18 protein-coding genes and 2 pseudogenes are annotated in these 19,153 nt (G+C 70.6%); 14 read left to right on the forward strand and 6 right to left on the reverse strand.

The window, feature by feature from the left end; genetic code table 11:
* Positions 1 to 10 precede the first annotated feature (10 nt).
* The 4 genes from OG883_RS12975 to OG883_RS12990 are packed head-to-tail and all read left to right on the forward strand — an operon-like array spanning position 11 to position 3,724.
* Complete coding sequence (locus OG883_RS12975) at positions 11 to 925, forward strand: carbohydrate ABC transporter permease (protein WP_266541489.1); 915 nt, start codon at positions 11 to 13, stop codon at positions 923 to 925.
* Positions 922 to 1,827, forward strand: a complete 906-nt coding sequence (locus OG883_RS12980) for a carbohydrate ABC transporter permease (RefSeq protein WP_266539380.1) — start codon at positions 922 to 924, stop codon at positions 1,825 to 1,827. Before OG883_RS12975 ends, OG883_RS12980 begins: the two co-directional genes overlap by 4 nt.
* Positions 1,824 to 2,813 (forward strand): zinc-dependent alcohol dehydrogenase family protein, encoded by a 990-nt coding sequence (locus tag OG883_RS12985; RefSeq protein ID WP_266539383.1) that lies wholly within the window; start codon positions 1,824 to 1,826, stop codon positions 2,811 to 2,813. Before OG883_RS12980 ends, OG883_RS12985 begins: the two co-directional genes overlap by 4 nt.
* Positions 2,810 to 3,724, forward strand: a complete 915-nt coding sequence (locus OG883_RS12990; protein WP_266539386.1) for a PfkB family carbohydrate kinase — start codon at positions 2,810 to 2,812, stop codon at positions 3,722 to 3,724. Before OG883_RS12985 ends, OG883_RS12990 begins: the two co-directional genes overlap by 4 nt.
* A 97-nt stretch (positions 3,725 to 3,821) precedes the next feature.
* Here OG883_RS12990 and OG883_RS12995 read toward each other — a convergent pair whose 3' ends face one another.
* A complete protein-coding gene (locus tag OG883_RS12995) occupies positions 3,822 to 4,415 on the reverse strand; it encodes a cysteine hydrolase family protein (protein WP_266539389.1) in 594 nt (197 codons plus the stop codon).
* 74 nt (positions 4,416 to 4,489) lie between these two features.
* Between OG883_RS12995 and OG883_RS13000 the strand changes: the two genes are divergently transcribed.
* From OG883_RS13000 to OG883_RS13015, 4 genes are all read left to right on the forward strand, one after another.
* Positions 4,490 to 5,500 (forward strand): GlxA family transcriptional regulator, encoded by a 1,011-nt coding sequence (locus tag OG883_RS13000; protein ID WP_266539392.1) that lies wholly within the window; start codon positions 4,490 to 4,492, stop codon positions 5,498 to 5,500.
* Positions 5,501 to 5,548: 48 nt separating this feature from the next.
* Positions 5,549 to 6,571: a MerR family transcriptional regulator gene (locus OG883_RS13005; protein ID WP_266539395.1), complete on the forward strand. Its 1,023-nt coding sequence runs from the start codon at positions 5,549 to 5,551 to the stop codon at positions 6,569 to 6,571.
* 60 nt (positions 6,572 to 6,631) lie between these two features.
* Positions 6,632 to 7,282, forward strand: coding sequence for a hypothetical protein (locus OG883_RS13010; protein WP_266539398.1), 651 nt, complete (start codon positions 6,632 to 6,634; stop codon positions 7,280 to 7,282).
* Positions 7,283 to 7,384: 102 nt separating this feature from the next.
* Positions 7,385 to 8,368 carry a BtrH N-terminal domain-containing protein gene (locus tag OG883_RS13015; RefSeq protein ID WP_266539401.1) on the forward strand — a complete coding sequence of 328 codons (984 nt, stop codon included), beginning with the start codon at positions 7,385 to 7,387 and terminating at the stop codon, positions 8,366 to 8,368.
* 89 nt (positions 8,369 to 8,457) lie between these two features.
* On the opposite strand, the pseudogene OG883_RS13020 reads toward OG883_RS13015, so the two are convergent.
* Positions 8,458 to 8,550, reverse strand: a pseudogene (locus tag OG883_RS13020) (IS5/IS1182 family transposase); the annotation flags it as partial.
* A 33-nt stretch (positions 8,551 to 8,583) separates the two neighbouring features.
* Between OG883_RS13020 and OG883_RS13025 the strand changes: the two are divergent.
* Together OG883_RS13025 and OG883_RS13030 are read left to right on the forward strand one after the other, a co-directional pair.
* A pseudogene (locus OG883_RS13025) lies at positions 8,584 to 9,924 on the forward strand (ROK family protein).
* Between the two features lie 168 nt (positions 9,925 to 10,092).
* Positions 10,093 to 11,397: a transglycosylase family protein gene (locus tag OG883_RS13030; RefSeq protein WP_266539404.1), complete on the forward strand. Its 1,305-nt coding sequence runs from the start codon at positions 10,093 to 10,095 to the stop codon at positions 11,395 to 11,397.
* On the opposite strand, the gene OG883_RS13035 is transcribed toward OG883_RS13030, so the two are convergent.
* Entirely contained in the window at positions 11,278 to 12,309 is a 1,032-nt protein-coding gene (locus OG883_RS13035) for a DMT family transporter (RefSeq protein ID WP_266539407.1), read from the reverse strand. The genes OG883_RS13030 and OG883_RS13035 overlap by 120 nt on opposite strands.
* Before the next feature lie 333 nt (positions 12,310 to 12,642).
* On the opposite strand from OG883_RS13035, the gene OG883_RS13040 reads away from it, so the two are divergent.
* From OG883_RS13040 to OG883_RS13055, 4 genes are all read left to right on the forward strand, one after another.
* Entirely contained in the window at positions 12,643 to 13,356 is a 714-nt protein-coding gene (locus tag OG883_RS13040) for a (2Fe-2S)-binding protein (protein WP_266541492.1), read from the forward strand.
* Positions 13,357 to 13,405: 49 nt separating this feature from the next.
* Entirely contained in the window at positions 13,406 to 14,569 is a 1,164-nt protein-coding gene (glgA, locus tag OG883_RS13045) for a glycogen synthase (RefSeq protein WP_266539410.1), read from the forward strand.
* 118 nt (positions 14,570 to 14,687) lie between these two features.
* Positions 14,688 to 15,905: a glucose-1-phosphate adenylyltransferase gene (gene glgC, locus OG883_RS13050; RefSeq protein ID WP_266539413.1), complete on the forward strand. Its 1,218-nt coding sequence runs from the start codon at positions 14,688 to 14,690 to the stop codon at positions 15,903 to 15,905.
* Between the two features lie 189 nt (positions 15,906 to 16,094).
* Positions 16,095 to 16,511 carry an ATP-binding protein gene (locus OG883_RS13055; protein WP_266539416.1) on the forward strand — a complete coding sequence of 139 codons (417 nt, stop codon included), beginning with the start codon at positions 16,095 to 16,097 and terminating at the stop codon, positions 16,509 to 16,511.
* Between the two features lie 29 nt (positions 16,512 to 16,540).
* Here OG883_RS13055 and OG883_RS13060 read toward each other — a convergent pair whose 3' ends face one another.
* From OG883_RS13060 to OG883_RS13070, 3 genes are all read right to left on the reverse strand, one after another.
* Positions 16,541 to 17,335 (reverse strand): endo alpha-1,4 polygalactosaminidase, encoded by a 795-nt coding sequence (locus OG883_RS13060; protein WP_266539419.1) that lies wholly within the window; start codon positions 17,333 to 17,335, stop codon positions 16,541 to 16,543.
* Positions 17,332 to 17,991: a spherulation-specific family 4 protein gene (locus tag OG883_RS13065; RefSeq protein ID WP_266539422.1), complete on the reverse strand. Its 660-nt coding sequence runs from the start codon at positions 17,989 to 17,991 to the stop codon at positions 17,332 to 17,334. Before OG883_RS13065 ends, OG883_RS13060 begins: the two co-directional genes overlap by 4 nt.
* A 265-nt stretch (positions 17,992 to 18,256) precedes the next feature.
* A complete protein-coding gene (locus OG883_RS13070; protein WP_266539425.1) occupies positions 18,257 to 19,153 on the reverse strand; it encodes an NAD(P)-dependent oxidoreductase in 897 nt (298 codons plus the stop codon).

Here is a 19,153-nt window from a genome sequence, read left to right on the forward strand (position 1 = left end):
CCCCGCCGTGATGCGGACCGGGAAGAGCGGCAGGGCACGCCAGTGGGCCACCCGTGCCCCGCTGCTGCCCGCCCTCGTCTTCCTGATCGCGGTCACCCAGCTGCCGTTCGTGGCAACCCTGGTGATCTCGCTCTTCGACTGGAACTCGCTCAGCCCCGACAAGCGTCACTTCACAGGCCTGTCCAACTACGCCTCCGTCGTCACCGACCCCGCGCTGCGCGACTCCGTCATCACCACGGTCGTGCTCACCACGAGCGTCGTCCTCGCCACCGTGGTCCTGGGCCTGCTCTTCGCCCTGCTCCTGGACCGCACCTTCTTCGGGCGGGGCATGGTGCGCACCCTGCTCATCACCCCCTTCCTGATCGTGCCGGTCTCCGCGGCGCTGCTGTGGAAGCACGCGCTCTACAACCCGGAGTACGGACTGCTGAACGGCACGCTCACCTGGCTGGGCGACCTGTTCGGCATCGAGAGCATGTCCCAGCCGGACTGGATCTCCGGGATGCCGCTGATCGCCGTCGAAGCGGCGCTGGTGTGGCAGTGGACGCCCTTCATGATGCTGATCCTGCTCGCGGGGCTGCAGAGCCGGCCCGCCGAGATGATCGAGGCCGCACGACTGGACGGGGCGAGCAGCTGGCAGACCTTCCGCTATCTGACCCTGCCGCATCTGCGCCGCTACCTCGAACTCGGCGTACTGCTGGGCTCCGTGTACATCGTGCAGAACTTCGACGCGGTGTTCACCATCACCGCCGGCGGGCTCGGCACGGCCAACCTTCCCTACACGATCTACGAGACCTTCTACCGAGCCCACGAGTACGGGCTGGCGTCCGCCGCGGGAGTCGTCGTGGTGATCGGCACCATGGTCATCGCCACCTTCGCTCTCCGGGTGGTCTCCTCCCTCTTCCGTGAGGAGGCGAACCGCGCATGAGCGCTTCCACCGCACCTTCCACACCGTCCCCCGTCGCAGCGACCGGTCGGACGCCCCAACTGCCGCCCGCCGCACGCAGGGCCGCACGGCGCTCGGCCGCCCTGGGAGTCATCGCCTGGATCGTCGGGCTCGGCTTCTGTCTGCCCGCCCTGTGGATGGTGCTGACCTCTTTGCACTCGGAGGCGGACGCGGCCACCAACCCGCCCTCGTTCGCCGCGTCGCTGACGCTGGACGGTTACCGCCAGTTCTTCGGCGGCGGAGGCGGGCCGACCCCCTGGCCGCCCCTGGTCAACTCCCTGTCCGCATCACTGTTCTCCACCGCCTTGGTGCTCGTCCTCGCGCTCCCGGCCGCGTACGCGCTCTCCATCCGGCGGGTCCGCAAGTGGACCGACGTGATGTTCTTCTTCCTCTCCACCAAGATGCTGCCGGTCGTCGCGGGCCTGCTGCCCGTCTATCTGTTCGCGAAGAACGCCGGGATGCTCGACAACATCTGGCTGCTCGTCCTCCTCTACACCTCGATGAACCTGCCGATCGCGGTGTGGATGATGCAGTCCTTCCTCGCGGACGTGCCGGTCTCCATCATCGAAGCAGCCCAGGTGGACGGCGCCAGGCTGCCCACCGTCCTGACCCGGGTCGTCGCGCCGGTAGCCGGCCCCGGGATCGCGGCCACCGCGCTGATCTGCTTCATCTTCAGCTGGAACGAGCTGCTCTTCGCCCGGGTGCTCACCGGCGTGGTCGCCCAGACCGCACCCGTCTACCTGACCGGATTCGTCACCAGCCAGGGGCTGTTCCTCGCCCAGCTGTGTGCCGCGTCCGTCGTCGTGTCCCTGCCGGTGCTCGTCGCCGGCTACGCCGCCCAGGACAAGCTTGTCCAGGGCCTCTCCCTTGGAGCTGTGAAATGAGGGCAGCGATCGTCGAAGCCCCCGGCAAGGTCTCCGTCACGACGGTCCCCGACCCCAGCCCGGGACCCAGGGATGTCGTGGTCTCCGTGGCCTCGTGCGGGCTGTGCGGCACCGATCTGCACATCTTGCAGGGCGAGTTCGCGCCCACCCTGCCGATCGTGCCCGGCCACGAGTTCGCCGGTGAGATCGTCGGCATCGGCAGCGACGTCACCGAACTGGCCGTCGGAGACAAGGTCGCCGTCGACCCGTCCCTGCACTGCCACGAATGCCGCTACTGCCGGTCCGGCCGCGGCAACCTCTGCGACCGCTGGGCCGCCATCGGCGTCACCGTGCCCGGCGGCGCGGCCGAGTTCGCCCTCGCGCCGGTCGCCAACTGCGTACGCCTGCCCGACCACATCGACGTCAAGGACGCGGCACTGATCGAGCCGCTGTCCTGCGCGGTCCGCGGCTACGACGTACTGAGCGGCACCCTCGGCGCCGAGGTGCTGATCTACGGCTCCGGAACCATGGGCCTGATGATGCTGGAACTCGCCAAGCGCACCGGGGCGGCCGGAGTCGACGTCCTCGACATCAATCCGGACCGGCTCGCCACCGCCGGACTGCTCGGCTGCTCCCGCTCGGCCGCCTCGGCAGAGGAACTGGACCGGCCGGGCGGCTGGGACGTCGTCATCGACGCGACCGGCAACGCCGCGGCCATCCAGGACGGCCTCGGCCGGGTCGCCAAGGGAGGCACCTTCCTGCAGTTCGGGGTCGCCGACTATGCGACGACAGCGGTCATCGAGCCGTACCGCATCTACAACCAGGAGATCACCATCACCGGCTCCATGGCGGTGCTGCACAGCTATGAGCGGGCCGCCGCGCTCTTCGCCTCCGGAGTGCTCGATCCGTCCGTCTTCATCAGCGACCGGCTGCCACTGGAGCAGTACGCGCAGGCAATCGACCAGTTCACGGCGGGCCGGGGCCGCAAGATCGTGGTGGAGCCGTGACGGGCGTCCCCGACGCCGTACTCGTCCTGGGCGAGGCGCTCATCGACCTCGTCCCCGTGGCCGGCGAGCCGGACGTCCGGTGCGCCCAGCCCGGCGGCGCGCCGGCCAATGTGGCGGTCGGCCTGGCCCGGCTCGGCCGGCAGGCAGTGTTCGCCGGGGCTCTCGGCGGCGACGGGTTCGCGCGGACCATCGAGCGTCGGCTGACGGACGCCGGCGTCGACCTGTCCCTGTGCGCGCGCTCCGCCCTCCCCACGGCGCTGGCGGTCGCCGATCCGGGAGAGACGGGGACGGGCTACCACTTCCATGTCCAGGACACGGCGACCTTCCAACTACCGGACCACAGCGCGGACATCGCGCACTTCGGTGCGGTGTACGTGGGGGGCCTGGCCGGCGTCGTGGATCCCGCGGCGCAGACCGTCGCGTCGACCGCAGGGGCAGCCGCGCGCCGTTCCCTCCTGGTGGTGGACCCCAATGTGCGCGAGGACCGCACGGTCGCCCCGGGCCGTGGCCCGGCGCTGCTGCGCGAGCTGTGCGACCTCGCGCATGTCGTCAAGGCCAGTGACGAGGACCTGGCGCGGCTGTGGCCGGACACCGCCCCGGACGACAGCTGCCGCAGGCTGGCCGGCGAGGGACGGCTGGTGGTGCTGACCCGCGGCGCGCAGGGTGCGGCCGCGTACCCTCCGGACGGCCCGCCCGTGTCCGTACCGGCGGTACCGGTCGAGGTGGTCAACACGATCGGTGCCGGGGACGCGTTCATGGCGGGAGTCCTCGCCTGGCTCGGCACGGTGGGCGGGTGGGAGCGCGCGCTGTCCCCGGAGCGTGCCGAGGCCATGCTGGAGTACGCCTCGCGGGTCGCCGCGTCCGTGGTCACGCAGACCGGCACGGAGCCGTCGGCGCCTGCGCATCTCTGACCGCGCCCGCCCCGCCGGATCCGATCCTGCGGGGCGGGCGCGGCCCCGGTCCCGGTCCCGGTCCCGTCGATGCTTCCGTGGGTGGGGTTGGCCGCGTTCAGGCCGTGGCTACGACTGCGGCGACGACCTCCTTGGTCGTCACCACCGTCGCGAAGCCTCCGCCGTGCAGTGACACTGCCGATGCCTGCGCCAGCTCGTCCGCGGACCGCCGCCAGCCGAACGGCCCCTCGAGATCGAATGTGTACGTCGCGTCCAGCGCGAAGAGCACCTCGTACCCGAGGTTTCCACCCATCCGTGCCGTCGTCTCCGCACACATATTGGTCTGGATCCCGGCCACCACGAACTGCGCGATGCCCTCGGCCTTGAACCACGCGTGCAGGTCCGGCGTTCCGTAGAAGGCCGAGTTCACGGTCTTCGTCACGAACAGCTCCGCCGCGGCCCCCTTACCCCGTCGCTGCTCGACGTACTCCTTGAAGCCGTTCCCCTCGTGCCCCTCTCGCAGCGGCGAGTCCGGCTTCGACGAGTCGTGCCGGACGAAGACGACCGGCCGCCCCGTTGCCTGCCAAGCGTCGATGAGCGAGGCGATGTTCTCGTCCGCCTCCGGATTGTTCCGCCGACCCCAGAAGTCCGGCTCATCGAAGCCCTTCTGTACGTCCACCACGACCAGTGCTGCGTTCTCTGCGATCTCCATACCCACGATGCTGCCGACCCGGTCGGCCTGGCCCCAGAGGGGCGCAAGTCAGCGATCGATGGTTTACTGCCACTGTGGCCGCCGACCCCGCCCCGTACCGTGTCGCCCTGGTCAGCTTCCCGGGTGTCCGAGCCTTCGACGTCTCCGTCGTCACCGAGGTCTGGGGCACGGATCGCACCGACCGCAGCGTCCCGGCCTTCGACCTGCGCCGCGTCGCCGCCGACAGCACGCCCGTCCCCATGCGCGGGGGGCTCAGCCTCACCCCCGACCGCACCCTCGCCTGGCTGGCCCGTGCCGACCTGATCCTGGTGCCCGGCCTGGACGACCATCTCACCCGTGCACCGGAACCGGTACTCGAAGCCCTGCGCCGCGCACACGTCCGCGGCACCACGGTCGCGGCCCTGTGCGGCGGTGCCTTCACACTCGCGCAGGCCGGCCTCCTGGACGGCCGCCGCGCGGTCACACACTGGAACCTCGTCGATCTGCTCCGCGCCCAGCACCCCCGCGTCACCGTCGAACCCGACGCCCTCTTCATCGAGGACGGCAACATCTGGACCGCCGCCGGTACGGCCGCCGGCATCGACCTGTGCCTGCACCTGGTCCGCACGGTCCACGGTGCCGAGGTGGCCGCGACCATCGCCCGCTCGATGGTCACCGCCCCCTTCCGCACCGGAACCCAGGCTCAGTTCATCGAGCACCCCACCCCCCGCACCGACCGCGACGCCGACGCTCTCGCGTCCGTGCGCGCATACGCGCTCCATCACCTCCACGAACCGCTGGCCGTCGCTGACCTCGCCGCCCACGCGGGCATGTCGGCACGTTCCTTCGCCCGCCACTTCGCCGCGGCCACCGGCATCACGCCCCTGCGCTGGGTCCTGGACCAGCGCATCGCCGCCGCCCAGAAGCTCCTCGAACACACCGACCTGCCCATGCCCGAGGTCGCCCGCCGTACGGGCTTCGGCAGCGAGATCACGATGCGCCAGCACTTCGCCTCGCGCCTCGCCACCAGCCCGCGCGCCTACCGCGCCTCCTTCGCCGCCCAGGCGTCCGGATCCTCCGAGCCGGGCCTGACCGGGAACCGCTGACCCAGGCGATTTGACCTTCAAGCTGGATGAACGTCGAGAATCGCGGTCATGGACGGCACCACGGAACTGTTGAGCATCAGCGCCTTCGCACGGCGCGTCGGTCTTGCCCCGAGCGCCCTGCGTTTCTATGACGACTGCCACGTCCTGCCACCTGCACACGTCGACGGGGTAACCGGTTACCGCTACTACAGCCCTGGCCAGGAACCTCGGGCACGGCTGGTGCGAAGTTCCGGGGAAGAGGCCCGCGCTGTACTGGAGCGGCACCGGAGCAGAGTGCGGAATCAGACCCGGGCGGCGGATGCCACGATCGCGGCGGTTCTGCGCTCCCTCTCCGAGGCTGGATCTCCGGCCTGGGTTCGAGTCGGCGGTGTCGAGCTGGCCAGTGCGGCCCGTCAGGTCGCGCTGGCCGTCGGCCACGACGAGCAACACCCGGAACTCGGGTGTGTCCTCGTCGAGATCGACGATGCCGAGATCCGGCTGGTGGCCACCGATCGCTACCGCTTCTCGATGCGCATCCTGCAACCGGCAGCGATGGATGGGCCTTCCTGCCGATTCCTGATGGACGCGGCTGCCCTGATCGAGATCGGGGCGTGGGCTGCGCGTTCTGCCGAGGTGACCATCGAGATCGGACCGGACGGAGCCAGAGCGCGCAATGCGTCCGCATCTCGCATCCTCCCGGTGGTCGACGGCCAGTTCCCTGCCTACCGCGACATGCTCTGCGCCCTTGCTCGCCCTCAATGCCGTGTGATCGTGGACCGGTCGGCGCTGCTCGCCGCCGTCTACAGCTGCGGTGACACGCCCGGGATCGCACTGAGGCTCGTCGAAGACGAAGTCGTCGTTTCGCTGCCTGATCACTCCCGTGCCACTGCTCTGTCGGCCGTCCGCCAGGAGGACCTGCCACTGACGATCGGGTTCGACCCGGCCGTCCTGGCACCGGCCTTGGAAGCCGGCGTCGGCCCCGACGTCCTGCTGGAGATCTCCACCGTGACCCAACCGGTCGTCGTGCGTTCCGCGGACCAAGGCAGCTTCACCACCTTGGTCATGCCGATCAGTCTCGGCACCCGCATCTGACGTCCCGCCACACCTCAGGCACCTGCCACACCTCAGACACCTGTCCCCCGAGGAGCCGAGATGGACCCCGAAAACGTCGTCGTGCAGCTGTGCACGAAGGGCATGCAAGCCGAAGGCGAAGGCAGGGAGGCCGACGCGCGCGACCTGTTCCTGCAGGCATGGGAAGCCGCCGAGAACGACTACGAGGCCTGCATAGCCGCGCACTACCTCGCCCGGCACCAACCGACCCCGCAGGAGACGTTGCGCTGGAACCAGGAATGCCTGACCCGTGCCGACCGGGTCGGCGACGACCGCGTCCGCGGCTTCTACGCCTCACTCCACGGCACCATGGGCCGCGCCCTCTTGGACCTCGGGCAGACCGACCAGGCCCGTAAGCACTTCGAGTCGGCGGCCGAGCACCTGGCCGACGTTCCGGCAGGCCAGTACGGAGAATGGCTCCGTCTCCGCATCGCCAGAGGACTGCGCGTCACGGCTCGAGCGGAGGGGACAGGGAATGAAGACCCCATTCGTGTACTCCTGCTACGGCTCTGCGAACGCGCCGATCTCGAATCGCTGAGTCTGCTTCTTCCCGCCTGCATGGGCAGCACCGGCAAGCCCGAGGACGAGGAGCGCATCACCACCGTCCTGCGCATGCTCCACGCCGAGAACCGCCTCCCCGAGCCGGAGCAAACCGCCCTCAGCCACGCGATCACGCTCCGGTCCGCCGTTTAGTACTTCCGTCTGGGCCTTGTCCGGCGGATCATGCCTGGGGCGTGATGGTCCGGCACGCCCATCGGCGGTGTTGTCGTCCGGTGAGGGAGGAGAATGAGCGGCATGACCATGGTGAAGGACATCGAAGTCCGCGGTATGCAGCACTGCGAGACGACGGCGCTGGGGGTGCTGCTGCGCCATGAGGGACTCGACTTGTCCGAGCCCATGCTGTTCGGGCTTGGCTCCGGGCTGTCCTTCATCTACTGGGACAGCAAAGGCATGGGCTTTCCCTTCCTGGGAGGCCGGGTCAAGCCGTTCGAGCTCACCAGGAACCTGGCCGCAGTACTCGGGCTTCAGCTGCTGGTCGGGGAGACCACCTCCCCACGCAAGGCATGGCAGAACGTGGCGGCATCCATCGACACCGGTCGCCCGGTCGGCCTTCAGCTCGACAGCTACCACCTGGACTACTTCAGCACCAAGGTGCACTTCGGCGGGCACGTCGTGGCCATGTACGGCTACGACGAACAGGACGCCTACCTGGTGGACACCGACCCGCAGGGCGGAGCCGTCTCGACCAGCCTCGCCGGCCTGGCCAGGGCCAGAGCCGAGCGCGGCCCCATGACCGCCAAGCACCGCTCCTTCACCATCACAGCGCCCAGCAACCTGACGTCACCGCAGGACCGGATCATCCCCGCGATCAAGACCTGCGCCGACGCCTTCCTGAACCCGCCCATCGCGAACCTGGGCCACCGGGGCATCGAGAAGACCGCGAAGCAAGTGCCGAAGTGGCTGCAGCGCAGCGACAATCCGCGGGAGGACCTGCCACGGGCCGCCGTCCTCATGGAGAGGGCAGGCACCGGCGGCGCCCTGTTCCGCAATCTCTACCGGGACTTCCTCGCCGAGTGTGCCCAGTTGATCGACAGCAGCCACCTGCGCACTGGCCACAGCCTGTATACCGAGGCCGCCACCCTCTGGACACAGGTGGCCGCACTCATCGGGACAGCAGGCGAATCCGGCGACGCGAAGAACCTCATACAGGCCGGCTCCATCCTCCACGAGCTCTCGCGCATCGAACGCGATGCGATGCAGGCACTCAGCATGCTCTAGGAGGCCCGTCCGGCGGGTCATGCGCGAAGCCAGAGTCGGATCGAGGCGGATGCGTTCCATGACCGGGATGAATTGCGGGCGTCGCCCTACTGGACCGGGGTGATCAGCAGGGCCAGTGGGCGGCGTCCGCCCTCACCGGCGAGATGGATTTTGCAGGTCAGGCCGCCCCGGCAGCACCGCCCCGACGAGGGACTCGGACTCAGGGAGGGGGCACCATGGCGGAGCGCAACAGACGGACAGTGCGTGACCTGCGGCGAGGCAACCGGGCGCGGGTCCTGCAACGTTTGTATTTCGAGGGACCGCTGAGCCGGCAGGAGCTCGGGCCCGCCGCCGGACTGAGTTCAGGTTCCCTCAGCAACGTTGTCACCGAGCTCATCGCCGAGGGGCTGCTCGAGGAAGCCGGAGTGGTCGACTCCGACGGCGGCCGCCCGCGCACACTGCTGCGGGTCGCACCCAACAGTGGCCTGCTGATCGGCATCGACATCGGCGAGACCCGCGTACACGTCGAGCTCTTCGACCTCTCGTTCACCGAACTCGCCCGCACCGAGAGCCTGCTGGCCCAGCACGGCTACGACGTCGAGCGCATCGTCGCCCATGTCCGTACCGGCGCCGGCGTCCTGCGGGACGCGGGCGCCGACGCGGCGAGCCTGCTCGGCGTCGGCATCGGCGTTCCCGGCATCATCGAGCAGGACGCCCCGGGCGGCGCGACCGTGCACGGCCAGACGATCGGCTGGAGCGCCGTCCCCTTCGAGAAGCTGCTGCGCGACGCCGTCGAACTGCCTCCGGAAGTACCGCTGTTCATCGACAACGGCGCCAAGACACTCGGCCAGGCGGAGATGTGATTCGGCGGCGGCCGCGGGGCCCGGGAGGCAGCCGTCGCGCTGATCGGCTCAGGCGTCGGCGCCTGCGTCGTCCATGGCGCCGCGCCCGACGAGAGCGCTCGCAGCAGCGCACTCGAATGGGGACACACGATCGTACGGATCCGGGGGCGCCGCTGCCGCTGTGGCTCCCTCGGCTGTCTGGAGGCGTACGCGGGCGCGGAGGCACTGCGCGAGCGCTGGCAGGAGGCGGGCGGACCGCTCCCCGCCGACGCCGACGACGAGACCGCGCTGGCCGCTCTGCTGGCGGCGGCCTTCCCTGCCCCGGGCGGACCCGGCCCCGACCCGGTCGCGCTCTCCCTCCTCGACGACACCGCCGAGTATCCGGGCGCGGCCGTCGCCGATCTCATCAACCTCTTCCGTCCCGAACGCATCCTGCTCGGCGGCTGGGCCGGACTGCTCCTCGGCCCCCATCTGCTGCCCGAAGTGCGCCGCTACGCGGGGGAGTACGCACTGCGCCACGCCGCCGATCGCACCATCATCGAACTGGGGCGGCTCGGTCCGGACGCGGTCACCATCGGCGCCGCCACCCTGCCCCTGGCCGACTTCCTCGCGCGTGGCGGCAGCAGGCCCCCGGTCCCGACGGCCGACGCGGCCGCCACGGCGGGAGCCGGCCGGCCGGGCGGCGCGCGACGCCGGAACCGCACCCCGGCGCAGACGGGAGGGACCCCGGGCTGAAGGGCCACTCGGTCCAGCGGCGCGTACGGCCCTTCAGGCCCCCCAGTACCGGTGCGCCGGGGCCTGAGCCCTTGTCATCGTCCTTGCCCTGCCCCTAAGTTGGCCGCTTGTGTGACCAACATGTGTGACTTACGTGTATGACCTACATGTCAGTGGGGGAGTCCCAGCATGGCCGCAACCGGTCGGCACCGCCGATATCAGCCGAGCCGCATCAACCGCGCTTCTCTCACTGTCACCGCGGGCGGCGCGGGGATAGCGCTGCCACTCATCGGCGCCGGGACGGCGCACGCGGCGTCCGTGGATGTCTGGGAGAAGGTCGCGGCCTGCGAGTCCACCAGCAACTGGAAGATCAACACCGGCAACGGCTACTACGGCGGGCTCCAGTTCAGCCAGTCCACCTGGGAGGCGTACGGCGGCACGCGGTACGCCCCGCGTGCGGATCTGGCCAGCAGGGACCAGCAGATCGCGATCGCCGAGAAGGTGCTCAAGGGGCAGGGCCCGCGGGCCTGGCCCGTGTGCTCGGACAAGGCCGGCCTCGGCCGCGGCGGCGATGCGCCCGACATCACGCCGGCCAAGCGCACGGAGGCCGCGTCCACGCCGAAGAAGACCTCCTCGTCGCAGAAGACCTCCCCGTCACAGAAGACCTCCCCGTCACAGAAGACCTCCTCGTCGCAGAAGGCCACGTCGCCCACCACCGTGCCCACACAGCGCGAGGGCTACACGGTCGCCCGCGGCGACTCCCTCTCCAGGATCGCGGATTCCGAGCGGGTGCAGGGCGGCTGGCAGCGGCTCTACTTACAGAACCGCGCCGTCGTCGGAAGCGACCCGGACCTCATTCGCCCGGGCCAGAAGCTCATCCTGCGGATCGAGGCGCCCTCCAAGCCCTCGACGCGCCCCTCCGTGCCCCCGGCTGCCGCCGCCCCGGCCAAGCCGGAGGAGAAGCAGAAGCCTGCGCCGCAGACCCGGCCGAGGACGCAGCCCAAGACCCCGCCCAAGACCCCGCCCACGACCCGGCCCAGACCTCAGCAGACGTCGAAGCCGGTACAGGCCGCCAAGCCGGCGCAGCGGGCCGGATTCAGCGCCCCCGTCGAGGCGGGCCCCAGCACCGCGTACCGCCAGGCCGGTTCCTCCTGGTCCAGCGGCTATCACACGGGTGTGGACTTCCCGGTCCCCACCGGCACCTCCGTGAGAGCCGTCGCCTCCGGCAAGGTCGTCTCGGCCGGCTGGGGCGGGGCGTACGGCTACCAGGTCGTCATCCGCCACAGCGACGGCAAGTACAGCCAGTACGCGCATCTGTCGGCGCTCACCGTACGTGAGGGCCAGCAGGTCAGCAGCGGTCAGCGCATTGCGCGCTCAGGATCCACCGGCAACAGCACGGGACCGCATCTCCACTTCGAGGTGCGTTCGGGGCCGGGGTACGGATCCGACATCGATCCCCTGGCCTATCTCAGATCGGGCGGAGTCTCGGTCTGAGTGGACGATCGTCGGCTGCGGCTGCGAAAGCAGCTGCGGAAGTGCCTGCGGTTGTCCCTCAGACCGAGGTTGAACTTGCGGATGGGCTGCTCCTGGACGCTCCGTCGTGAGCAGGATCAGCCCCCCGGCCGCCACCACGCCGAAGCTCAGCGCCAGCACCGTGCCCGGCACGCCGTACCGGAACTGTTCGCCGAAGAGCGTGATGCCGACCGCGGCCGCCACCACCGGATTGACCACCGTCACCGTGGCCAGCGGGGCCGCGAGCCCCGCGCCGCGGTAGGACGCCTGGGACAGCAGCAGACCGCCGGCCGCGAGAACCGCGATCACCAGCAGACTCGGCCACTGCGCGAACGGCACCCTCGACGTCCAGTCCACCGCGACGGTCTTGGTGAACACCGAGGCGATACCGAAGGCCACGCCCGCCGCACCGGCCAGCAGCACGCTCCGCACGATCGGCCGGTGCACGCTCTGCGCGAGAGCGAAGAGCAGCGCGACGCCCGCGAAGGTCGCCGCCGCCAGCACGGCGCGCTCCCCGCCGCCCAGCGAGTGGGACTCGGCAGGTCCGGTCAGCGCCAGCAGACCCGCGAGTCCGGCCGTCGCCATGATCGCGCCACGCCAGGCGGTGGGTCCGGCCTTGCGCCGTACGAACAGCGCCGCCATCGGCAGCGCGAAGACGATCGTGAGCGCGCCGAGGGGCTGGACCACGCTCAGCGGCCCGAAGGCGAGCGCGATCACATGCAGCACCGCTCCGATGCTGTTGAGCGCGACGGCCACCCACCATCCTGCCTGGTGCAGTGGGGCGTACGGGCGGTCGGGGGTGGTCGCCGCAACGTGCTCCTGCATGATCGCCCCGGCCGCGTAGGCGACCGCGGAGACCAGGGACAGAAGCACTGCCAGCGCAAGGGAACTCATAAAGACCACGATGTCCCTCTTCTGCGATCACGTCGTCGTCCTTGAGCAGGCACTTGGACATACTGCCGACGTAGTACGGGAGTAGGTCTCAGGTCCCCCTCCCGGCGGGGGCGAGGGCCGACGGATGGAGGCCGACCGTCCGGCGTGAACGAATTTCTCCACCCAGTATCCGGCTCACGGACCTCTGTCGCGCGCTACGGGGCGAGGGCCGCCGGGGGCAGGGGCCACAGCGTCCTGGCTACGGTATGCGGGACGGCATGCGGCTGCGGTATGCGGTGACGGGTATGCGGCAGGGCATCTCGTACAGCGATGACAGTGAGCGGGAGCGTGGGCGTGGATCTGGAGGAGCTGAACTCCGTGGGCGGGTTCTTCGCTCTGCGGGCAGGTGGGCCGAGCGGCGCACACGTCCCGCTGGCCCGTGTGTACGCGGGCGACACCGCAGCGCTCACGGACCGTGTCGACACGGTCGCGTCCCGCCTGCGCGCCCCCGAGCGCCGTGTCGCCGCCTCCATCGCGCATCTGGGGCTCGCTGCCCGGCTCTGGTCGGTCGCGCTCGGCTCCGCAGCTCTCCATGGACAGCTCCCCGACCTCGATCCCCGGCAGCTGTACTGGGATCCCGCCCGCACCTCGCCCGACGATCTGCGCCTTGCCGACCTGCGCCCGCTGCCCGCCACAGCGACAGCCACCGCCGAGACGGTCCGGGAGGCAGTCCAGTACGGCCATCTCGTCCCGCTGGCCCAGGCGCTGCGGCGCGATGTCCGGATCTCCCCGCGGCTGCTGTGGGGCAACGCGGGCTCCGCGCTCGCCGGGGCCGTACGTGAACTCCGCTCGTGGGCGCGGCGCAGCGGCCGGCCGGAAGTGGCCGAGCGGGCCGCGGCGCTCGCCGCCGGGCTCTTCGCGCACCCCGATCTGTCCGGCACGGTCCAGGGCACCGCGCTGCGGCGGCGCAGCTGCTGTCTCTACTACCGCTGCCCCGGCGGCGGCCTGTGCGGCGACTGCGTCTTCGACCACCCGCCGCAGAGCCCGGCGCACAGTTCCGCGCAGTGATCCTGACTGCGCTCTTCCGCGCGCGCCGTATCTGAGTGACCATCATGGGGTGAAAGTCGGACTGCTCACACGCGAGTATCCGCCGGACGTCTACGGAGGCGCCGGGGTCCATGTCGAGTTCCTCGCCCGGGAGTTACGGGCCCTGACCGATCTCGAGGTGCACTGCTGGGGCGAGGGCGCGGCCGAAGGGGTCCTGCGCCACCAGGCGCTCGCCGGACTCGACGGCGCGAACGACGCACTGCGCACCTTCTCCGTCGATCTTGCGATGGCCGCCGAGCTCCAGGGCCGCGAACTGGTCCACTCCCACACCTGGTACACCCATCTCGCCGGCCATCTCGCCAAGCTGCTTTACGGCGTACCGCATGTGATGACCGCGCACTCGTTGGAGCCCCTGCGCCCCTGGAAGGCCGAGCAGCTGGGCGGCGGCTACGCCCTCTCCAGCTGGGCCGAGCGCACCGCGATCGAGGCCGCGGACGCCGTGATCGCCGTCTCCCGCGGTATGCGTGCCGACATCCTCGCCTGCTACCCCGGCCTCGACCCGGACAAGGTCCGCGTCATCCACAACGGCATCGACACCCGCCTGTACCGCCCCGATCACGAGACGACCGCGCTCGACCGGATCGGTCTCGACCCGGACCGCCCCTTCGTCCTGTTTGTCGGCCGCATCACCCGCCAGAAGGGTGTCCCGCATCTGCTGCGCGCGGCCCGCTCCTTCGACCCGGGCGCCCAGCTGGTGCTGTGCGCGGGAGCCCCGGACACCCCGGAGATCGGACGTGAGTTCCGGGAGCTGTTCGAGGAGCTGGAGCGCGTACGCGACGGAGTGCACTGGATCCCCGAGATGCTGCCCCGGCCCCAGGTCATCCAACTGCTCAGCCACGCCGCCGTGTTCGTCTGCCCGTCGGTGTACGAGCCACTGGGTATCGTCAATCTGGAGGCCATGGCGTGCGGGACGGCCGTCGTCGCCTCGGCGGTGGGCGGTATCCCGGAGGTCGTGGACGACGGGGGCACGGGGCTGCTCGTGCCGTACGACTCCGCTGATCCCGAGGCCTTCGAATCGGGTATCACCCAGTCCGTGAACCGGGTCCTCGACGACGCCGGAGAGGCCGCCAGGATGGGTGCCGCCGGACGGGAGCGTGCGGTACGGGAGTTCGGCTGGGACCGGGTGGCCCGCCGCACGTACGAGGTGTACGAGGAGTTGCTCAAACAGGCGTAGCGGCAGTCACAGGTACAGCGGTCGTAGCAGCAGTCACAGGTACAGCACGTACAGCAGGGGCAACAGGTACAGCACGTGCAGCAGGTACAGCAGGTACAGCAGGCATAGAGGGGGCGCGATGCGCGGTGGACCTTCGGTGCTCGGAATCGTCCTGGCCGGTGGGGAGGGCAAACGGCTGATGCCGCTCACGGCCGACCGCGCCAAACCGGCGGTGATTTTCGGCGGTATGTACCGCCTCGTCGACTTTGTTCTCTCCAGCCTCGTCAACGGGGACATCCTGCGCATCTGCGTGCTGACGCAGTACAAGTCGCACTCGCTGGACCGCCATGTGACGACCACCTGGCGGATGTCGAGTCTGCTCGGCAACTACGTCACGCCCGTCCCGGCCCAGCAGCGCCTCGGGCGGCGCTGGTACCTGGGCAGCGCGGACGCGATCCTGCAGTCCCTCAACCTGGTCCACGACGAACAGCCCGACTACATCGCGGTGTTCGGCGCCGACCATGTCTACCGGATGGACCCGCGCCAGATGCTCCAGCGGCACATCGAGAGCGGCGCGGGTGCCACCGTCGCCGGGATCAGGGTGCCGCGCTCCGAAGCCTCCTCCTTCGGGATCATCACGCCCGCCTCGGACGGCACCCGGGTGGAGCGTTTTCTGGAGAAGCCCACCGACCCTCCGGGGCTGCCGGGCGACCCGGGCCGGGTGTTCGCGTCCATGGGCAACTACCTCTTCACCACCAAAGTCCTGGTCGACGCCCTGCACCGGGACGCCGAGGACGAGCACTCCGTCCATGACATGGGCGGCTCGATCCTGCCGATGCTCACGGAGCGGGGTGTGGCTCAGCTCTATGACTTCCATGAAAACCATGTGCCTGGCGAACGTGCCTGGGAGCATGGCTACTGGAGGGATGTGGGCACCCTCGACACGTACTACGAAGCCCACATGGATCTGATCTCCGACCGGCCCGCATTCGATCTCGACAACCGCCGCTGGCCCGTCTACACCCACTCCGGCCAGCTGCCGCCGGCTCGCTTCATCGGCGCGGGCATCACGAGCGAGTCGGTCGTCAGCCCCGGCTGCATCGTCCGCGGTCAGGTCACCCGCTCTGTCCTCTCGCCGGGCGTACTGGTCGAGGAGGGCGCGGTGGTGCAGGGCTCGGTGCTGCACGACAACGTACGCATCGGACGGGGCGCGGTGGTGCGCGGCGCGATCCTGGACAAGAACGTGGACGTCCCGCCCGGTGCGACGATCGGCGTCAACCCCGAGCGGGACCAGGAGCTCTACACCGTGTCCAAGAACGGAGTCATCGCGCTGGGCAAGGGGCAGCCGGTGCTCTGAGCTCGCACAATCCGGCCCGTTCAACCCGGTCGCGCGGCCGGTCCGGGTACGGGTTCGAAGCACGGCTGATTGCCGATCACGTCTCCCGGGCATCACACACGGGTGACGTAGTCGGCCGTTGTGCGAACTGTGCGGGCGGCCGCCCCATCCGGGGTACTCGGCTGTATGCGAAGGAACGGAGTGATTCCCATGCGTGCGCCCATGCGCGCCCGTCGGCGAGCCGCACGCGCGACGTACCTTCTGCCGCAGGCGGAGACATCGGCCGGCTGGGCGCGGTACCTGACGACCGTCTTTCTGACCCGCGGATGCGGCGAGGAAGTCTCCGGCGAGCAGGTGGAGGATGCGACGCTCATCGTCTCCGAACTGGTCACCAACGCCACCCGGCACGGGCACAGCAGCTGCCGGCTGCGGCTGCATGTCGACCCCGGGCTGGTCACCGTAGAAGTGGAGGACGACAGTCCGATCCCGCCGCGGCTGTGCGCACCGGATGCGACGGACGAGGGCGGCCGGGGCATCGCGTTGGTGCGTCTGCTCGCGCGGGACTTCTCCGTGCTCGGCGGACCCGGCGGAGGCAAGACCGTGCAGGCGGTGCTCGCCGCGTCCTGAGGTACCCGAGGTACCCGAGGTACCGGCCCTCAGCATGCCTGACGCCACACCCCCAGATCGAGCTTCTTGCGCATGGAGCTGAATCCGAGCTGGCGTGCCCGTTTGCAGAATCGGTCGACCGGGAGGGCGTACTCGACGTGGAAGACCGCCTTCCCGGCCTCGACGAACGGCTTCAGTGCCGCACAGTCGCCGTACTGCTCACACTCCTCGTTCACGGCGAAATCGAAGTCGTCCACCAGCTGCGGCACCTGAGGCAGATCGTTCTTCAGGCCCACTGACAGACCACGGTCATGGGCCAGTTGCGCGATCATGCGGTTGTACGCGAGCTGGTGTGCGGCCGTCAGCGGGAAGCCGGTGTCGTTGAGATACGCGTCCAGCAGATCGGGCTCGACCGCGTCGAATCCGCGCTCCCGGCACAGATCGATGCGCTTGGCCATCAGGGGGCGAAGGGTGTCGAGGCGCCGGATGTCCAGCCAGCGCTCGCCCTTCCAGCCGTTGGGGCCGCCCAGAACCGAGCGGGGAAAGTCCCTGTGGTCGGGACGGAAGGACTCCCACGCGCCCGCGTTGATGTAGCAGATGACCTTACGGCCGTCCCGGTGAAGTCCGCGGACGGTCGCCGCGTCGTTCTCGAAACCGTCGATGTCGTAGACGGGCACATCGACGCTGGTGTCGATGCGCCCGTCGAGCTGCCACTGCCAGTCCATGCCCGGCCGGGGCAGCCAGCGTGGCCCGGGGGACTGGTCCGGCGGCGGGGCCGAGCAGGCGGCGAGGACCGTGAGAGAGAGCACGAGGAACACGGCCCACAGCCGGGTCGGGCGGGTCATGAGGCCTTCCGGAGAGCGGGTGGCAGGGCGGACCAGGGGTTAGGGCCGTGGCCGGCGACGGCGCAGTGCACCGCGGCACGGCGGAGTTCCGCGGTACGGGCAGCGAGGCCGCAGAGCCTCGTGGGGACGCCGTGCACCAAGTGGCAGAAGGTTTCGGGAGGGTGGTCGGCGGTCCAGGCCGGGGCGACCGGGGCCGTACGGTAAGCGTCCCAGTTGCCTTCGAAGGTGACCAGCAGATCGGCGACCGATGCATAGCCGGGCGCGGGGTGGACTCCTGGATTGAGCGCGACGGTCCGCCCGCCGCGGGCGCGCGCGGCACGGGCGAGCCGCCGGTAGTGGCGCAGCCCGGCCGGGTCGGGTGCGACCTGGTCGAGAAAGAACCCGTCCGTCGCGTACCAGTCCCGGTGGCGCTCGAAGTCGAGAGCGACGGCGCGGGCGGGACGGCGCCCGTAGTCGGTGTCGGTGTACCCCAGCACCCGTACGCCGGCCGCCCGCAGCGCGCGGGCGGCGTCGGCGAACGCCGGATCGGGGGCCGTGCCCGGCCCGTCGTCGATGTTGAGCACCACGCCGTACAGCCGGGGCGCGGCCGCGACAAGGGCCCGCCAGGCGGCGGGATCGACGGCGGGGTGGACGTACATGGGCACCAGGAGCGTCATGACGGAGCGACCTCCACGGCGATGCGGCCGGCCGGGGCGGCGCCGACGGGATTCCCCGTCGGCGCGGGGCGGACGGCCCGGTCGCCGGGCGCGCACCGTGCCCCGGGCAGCTCTGGGCCGCGAGCTCTCCACGCCGGTCCCAAAGCCCTTCTCCCCGACGGCAGTTGCCTCTTGCCGAACCCGTCACCCTCGTCCCGAACGCCGCCCGGCAGCCGTACGGCCCGGTTTCCGCCCGCCGGTCGGCAGCCGTTCCGCACCGTCCCGCTCACAGCGCCGCCCCTGCCGGGGCCAGGGTCTTCCACAGATCCGTGAGCGAGTCTGTCAGCGTGCGCTCCGGGTGCCAGCCCAGTGCCGCACGCGCCGCCTCGATGTCCGCGCACTGCCAGGAGACGGCCGTGGACCGCGCCGAGCCCGCGCCCGTCTCCTCCAGGCGGCCGCGGAAGCCGGCCGCCCGGACCAGCCCGTCGGCCAGGTCGCGCACCCCCGTGGCGCGGCCGCTGCCGATGTTCAGCACGGGCGGGAGCGGTCCCGGAGCGGTCGCCGCGCGTACGGCCGCGGCCGCCACGTCCCGTACGTCCACGAAGTCGCGCGTCGCGGACAGGTCGCCGACCCGGACCACACCCTCGTCACCGGCCCGCCGCAGCTCCGCGGCGAGCCTGCCGGGCAGGCCCGCGGCGGGCGCGCCGGGACCGACGGGGTTGAAGACGCGGAGCACGACGGCGTCGAGACCGGATGTCGTGACCGCGACCGTGCCGGCGAGTTTGGTTGCCCCGTACGGCCCCAGCGGCCTCGTGGCGGCCGATTCCGCGACCGGTTCGCCCGGTGCGGTCGGCCCGTACTCGGCGGCCGAGCCGAGGTGGACGAGTCGTACACCCGGCACGGCCTCCCGCAGTGCCTCGCAGAGCGCGGCCGGGCCGCGCGCGTTGACGTCGGTGAGCCGGACCGTGCTGCCGGCCACCAGGCCCGCGCAGTTGACGACGGCCTCGGGCGCCGCCGCGCGCAGCGCGCCCGTGAGGACGGCGGGCCCTTCGGTGAGGTCGAGCGGGACGTCGGCCGCCGCGGACCGGCCCCCGACGAGCAGCCGCACACCCGGCAGGGCGCGGAGCTGCTCGGCGGTGTGCCCGCCCAGGAATCCGGTGGAGCCCAGGAGGAGGATGCGCAC

This window comes from Streptomyces sp. NBC_01142, assembly GCF_026341125.1.
GTDB lineage: Bacteria > Actinomycetota > Actinomycetes > Streptomycetales > Streptomycetaceae > Streptomyces.

Bases quoted from the DNA above. Each gene is read 5' to 3' on its own strand.
- OG883_RS12975 (WP_266541489.1), top strand. From the start codon at position 11: ATGCGGACCGGGAAGAGCGGCAGGGCACGCCAGTGGGCCACCCGTGCC.
- OG883_RS12980 (WP_266539380.1), top strand. From the start codon at position 922: ATGAGCGCTTCCACCGCACCTTCCACACCGTCCCCCGTCGCAGCGACC.
- OG883_RS12985 (WP_266539383.1), top strand. From the start codon at position 1,824: ATGAGGGCAGCGATCGTCGAAGCCCCCGGCAAGGTCTCCGTCACGACG.
- OG883_RS12995 (WP_266539389.1), bottom strand. From the start codon at position 4,415: ATGGAGATCGCAGAGAACGCAGCACTGGTCGTGGTGGACGTACAGAAG.
- OG883_RS13005 (WP_266539395.1), top strand. From the start codon at position 5,549: ATGGACGGCACCACGGAACTGTTGAGCATCAGCGCCTTCGCACGGCGC.
- OG883_RS13010 (WP_266539398.1), top strand. From the start codon at position 6,632: ATGGACCCCGAAAACGTCGTCGTGCAGCTGTGCACGAAGGGCATGCAA.
- OG883_RS13015 (WP_266539401.1), top strand. From the start codon at position 7,385: ATGACCATGGTGAAGGACATCGAAGTCCGCGGTATGCAGCACTGCGAG.
- OG883_RS13030 (WP_266539404.1), top strand. From the start codon at position 10,093: ATGGCCGCAACCGGTCGGCACCGCCGATATCAGCCGAGCCGCATCAAC.
- OG883_RS13035 (WP_266539407.1), bottom strand. From the start codon at position 12,309: ATGAGTTCCCTTGCGCTGGCAGTGCTTCTGTCCCTGGTCTCCGCGGTC.
- glgC (WP_266539413.1), top strand. From the start codon at position 14,688: ATGCGCGGTGGACCTTCGGTGCTCGGAATCGTCCTGGCCGGTGGGGAG.
- OG883_RS13055 (WP_266539416.1), top strand. From the start codon at position 16,095: ATGCGTGCGCCCATGCGCGCCCGTCGGCGAGCCGCACGCGCGACGTAC.
- OG883_RS13060 (WP_266539419.1), bottom strand. From the start codon at position 17,335: ATGACCCGCCCGACCCGGCTGTGGGCCGTGTTCCTCGTGCTCTCTCTC.
- OG883_RS13065 (WP_266539422.1), bottom strand. From the start codon at position 17,991: ATGACGCTCCTGGTGCCCATGTACGTCCACCCCGCCGTCGATCCCGCC.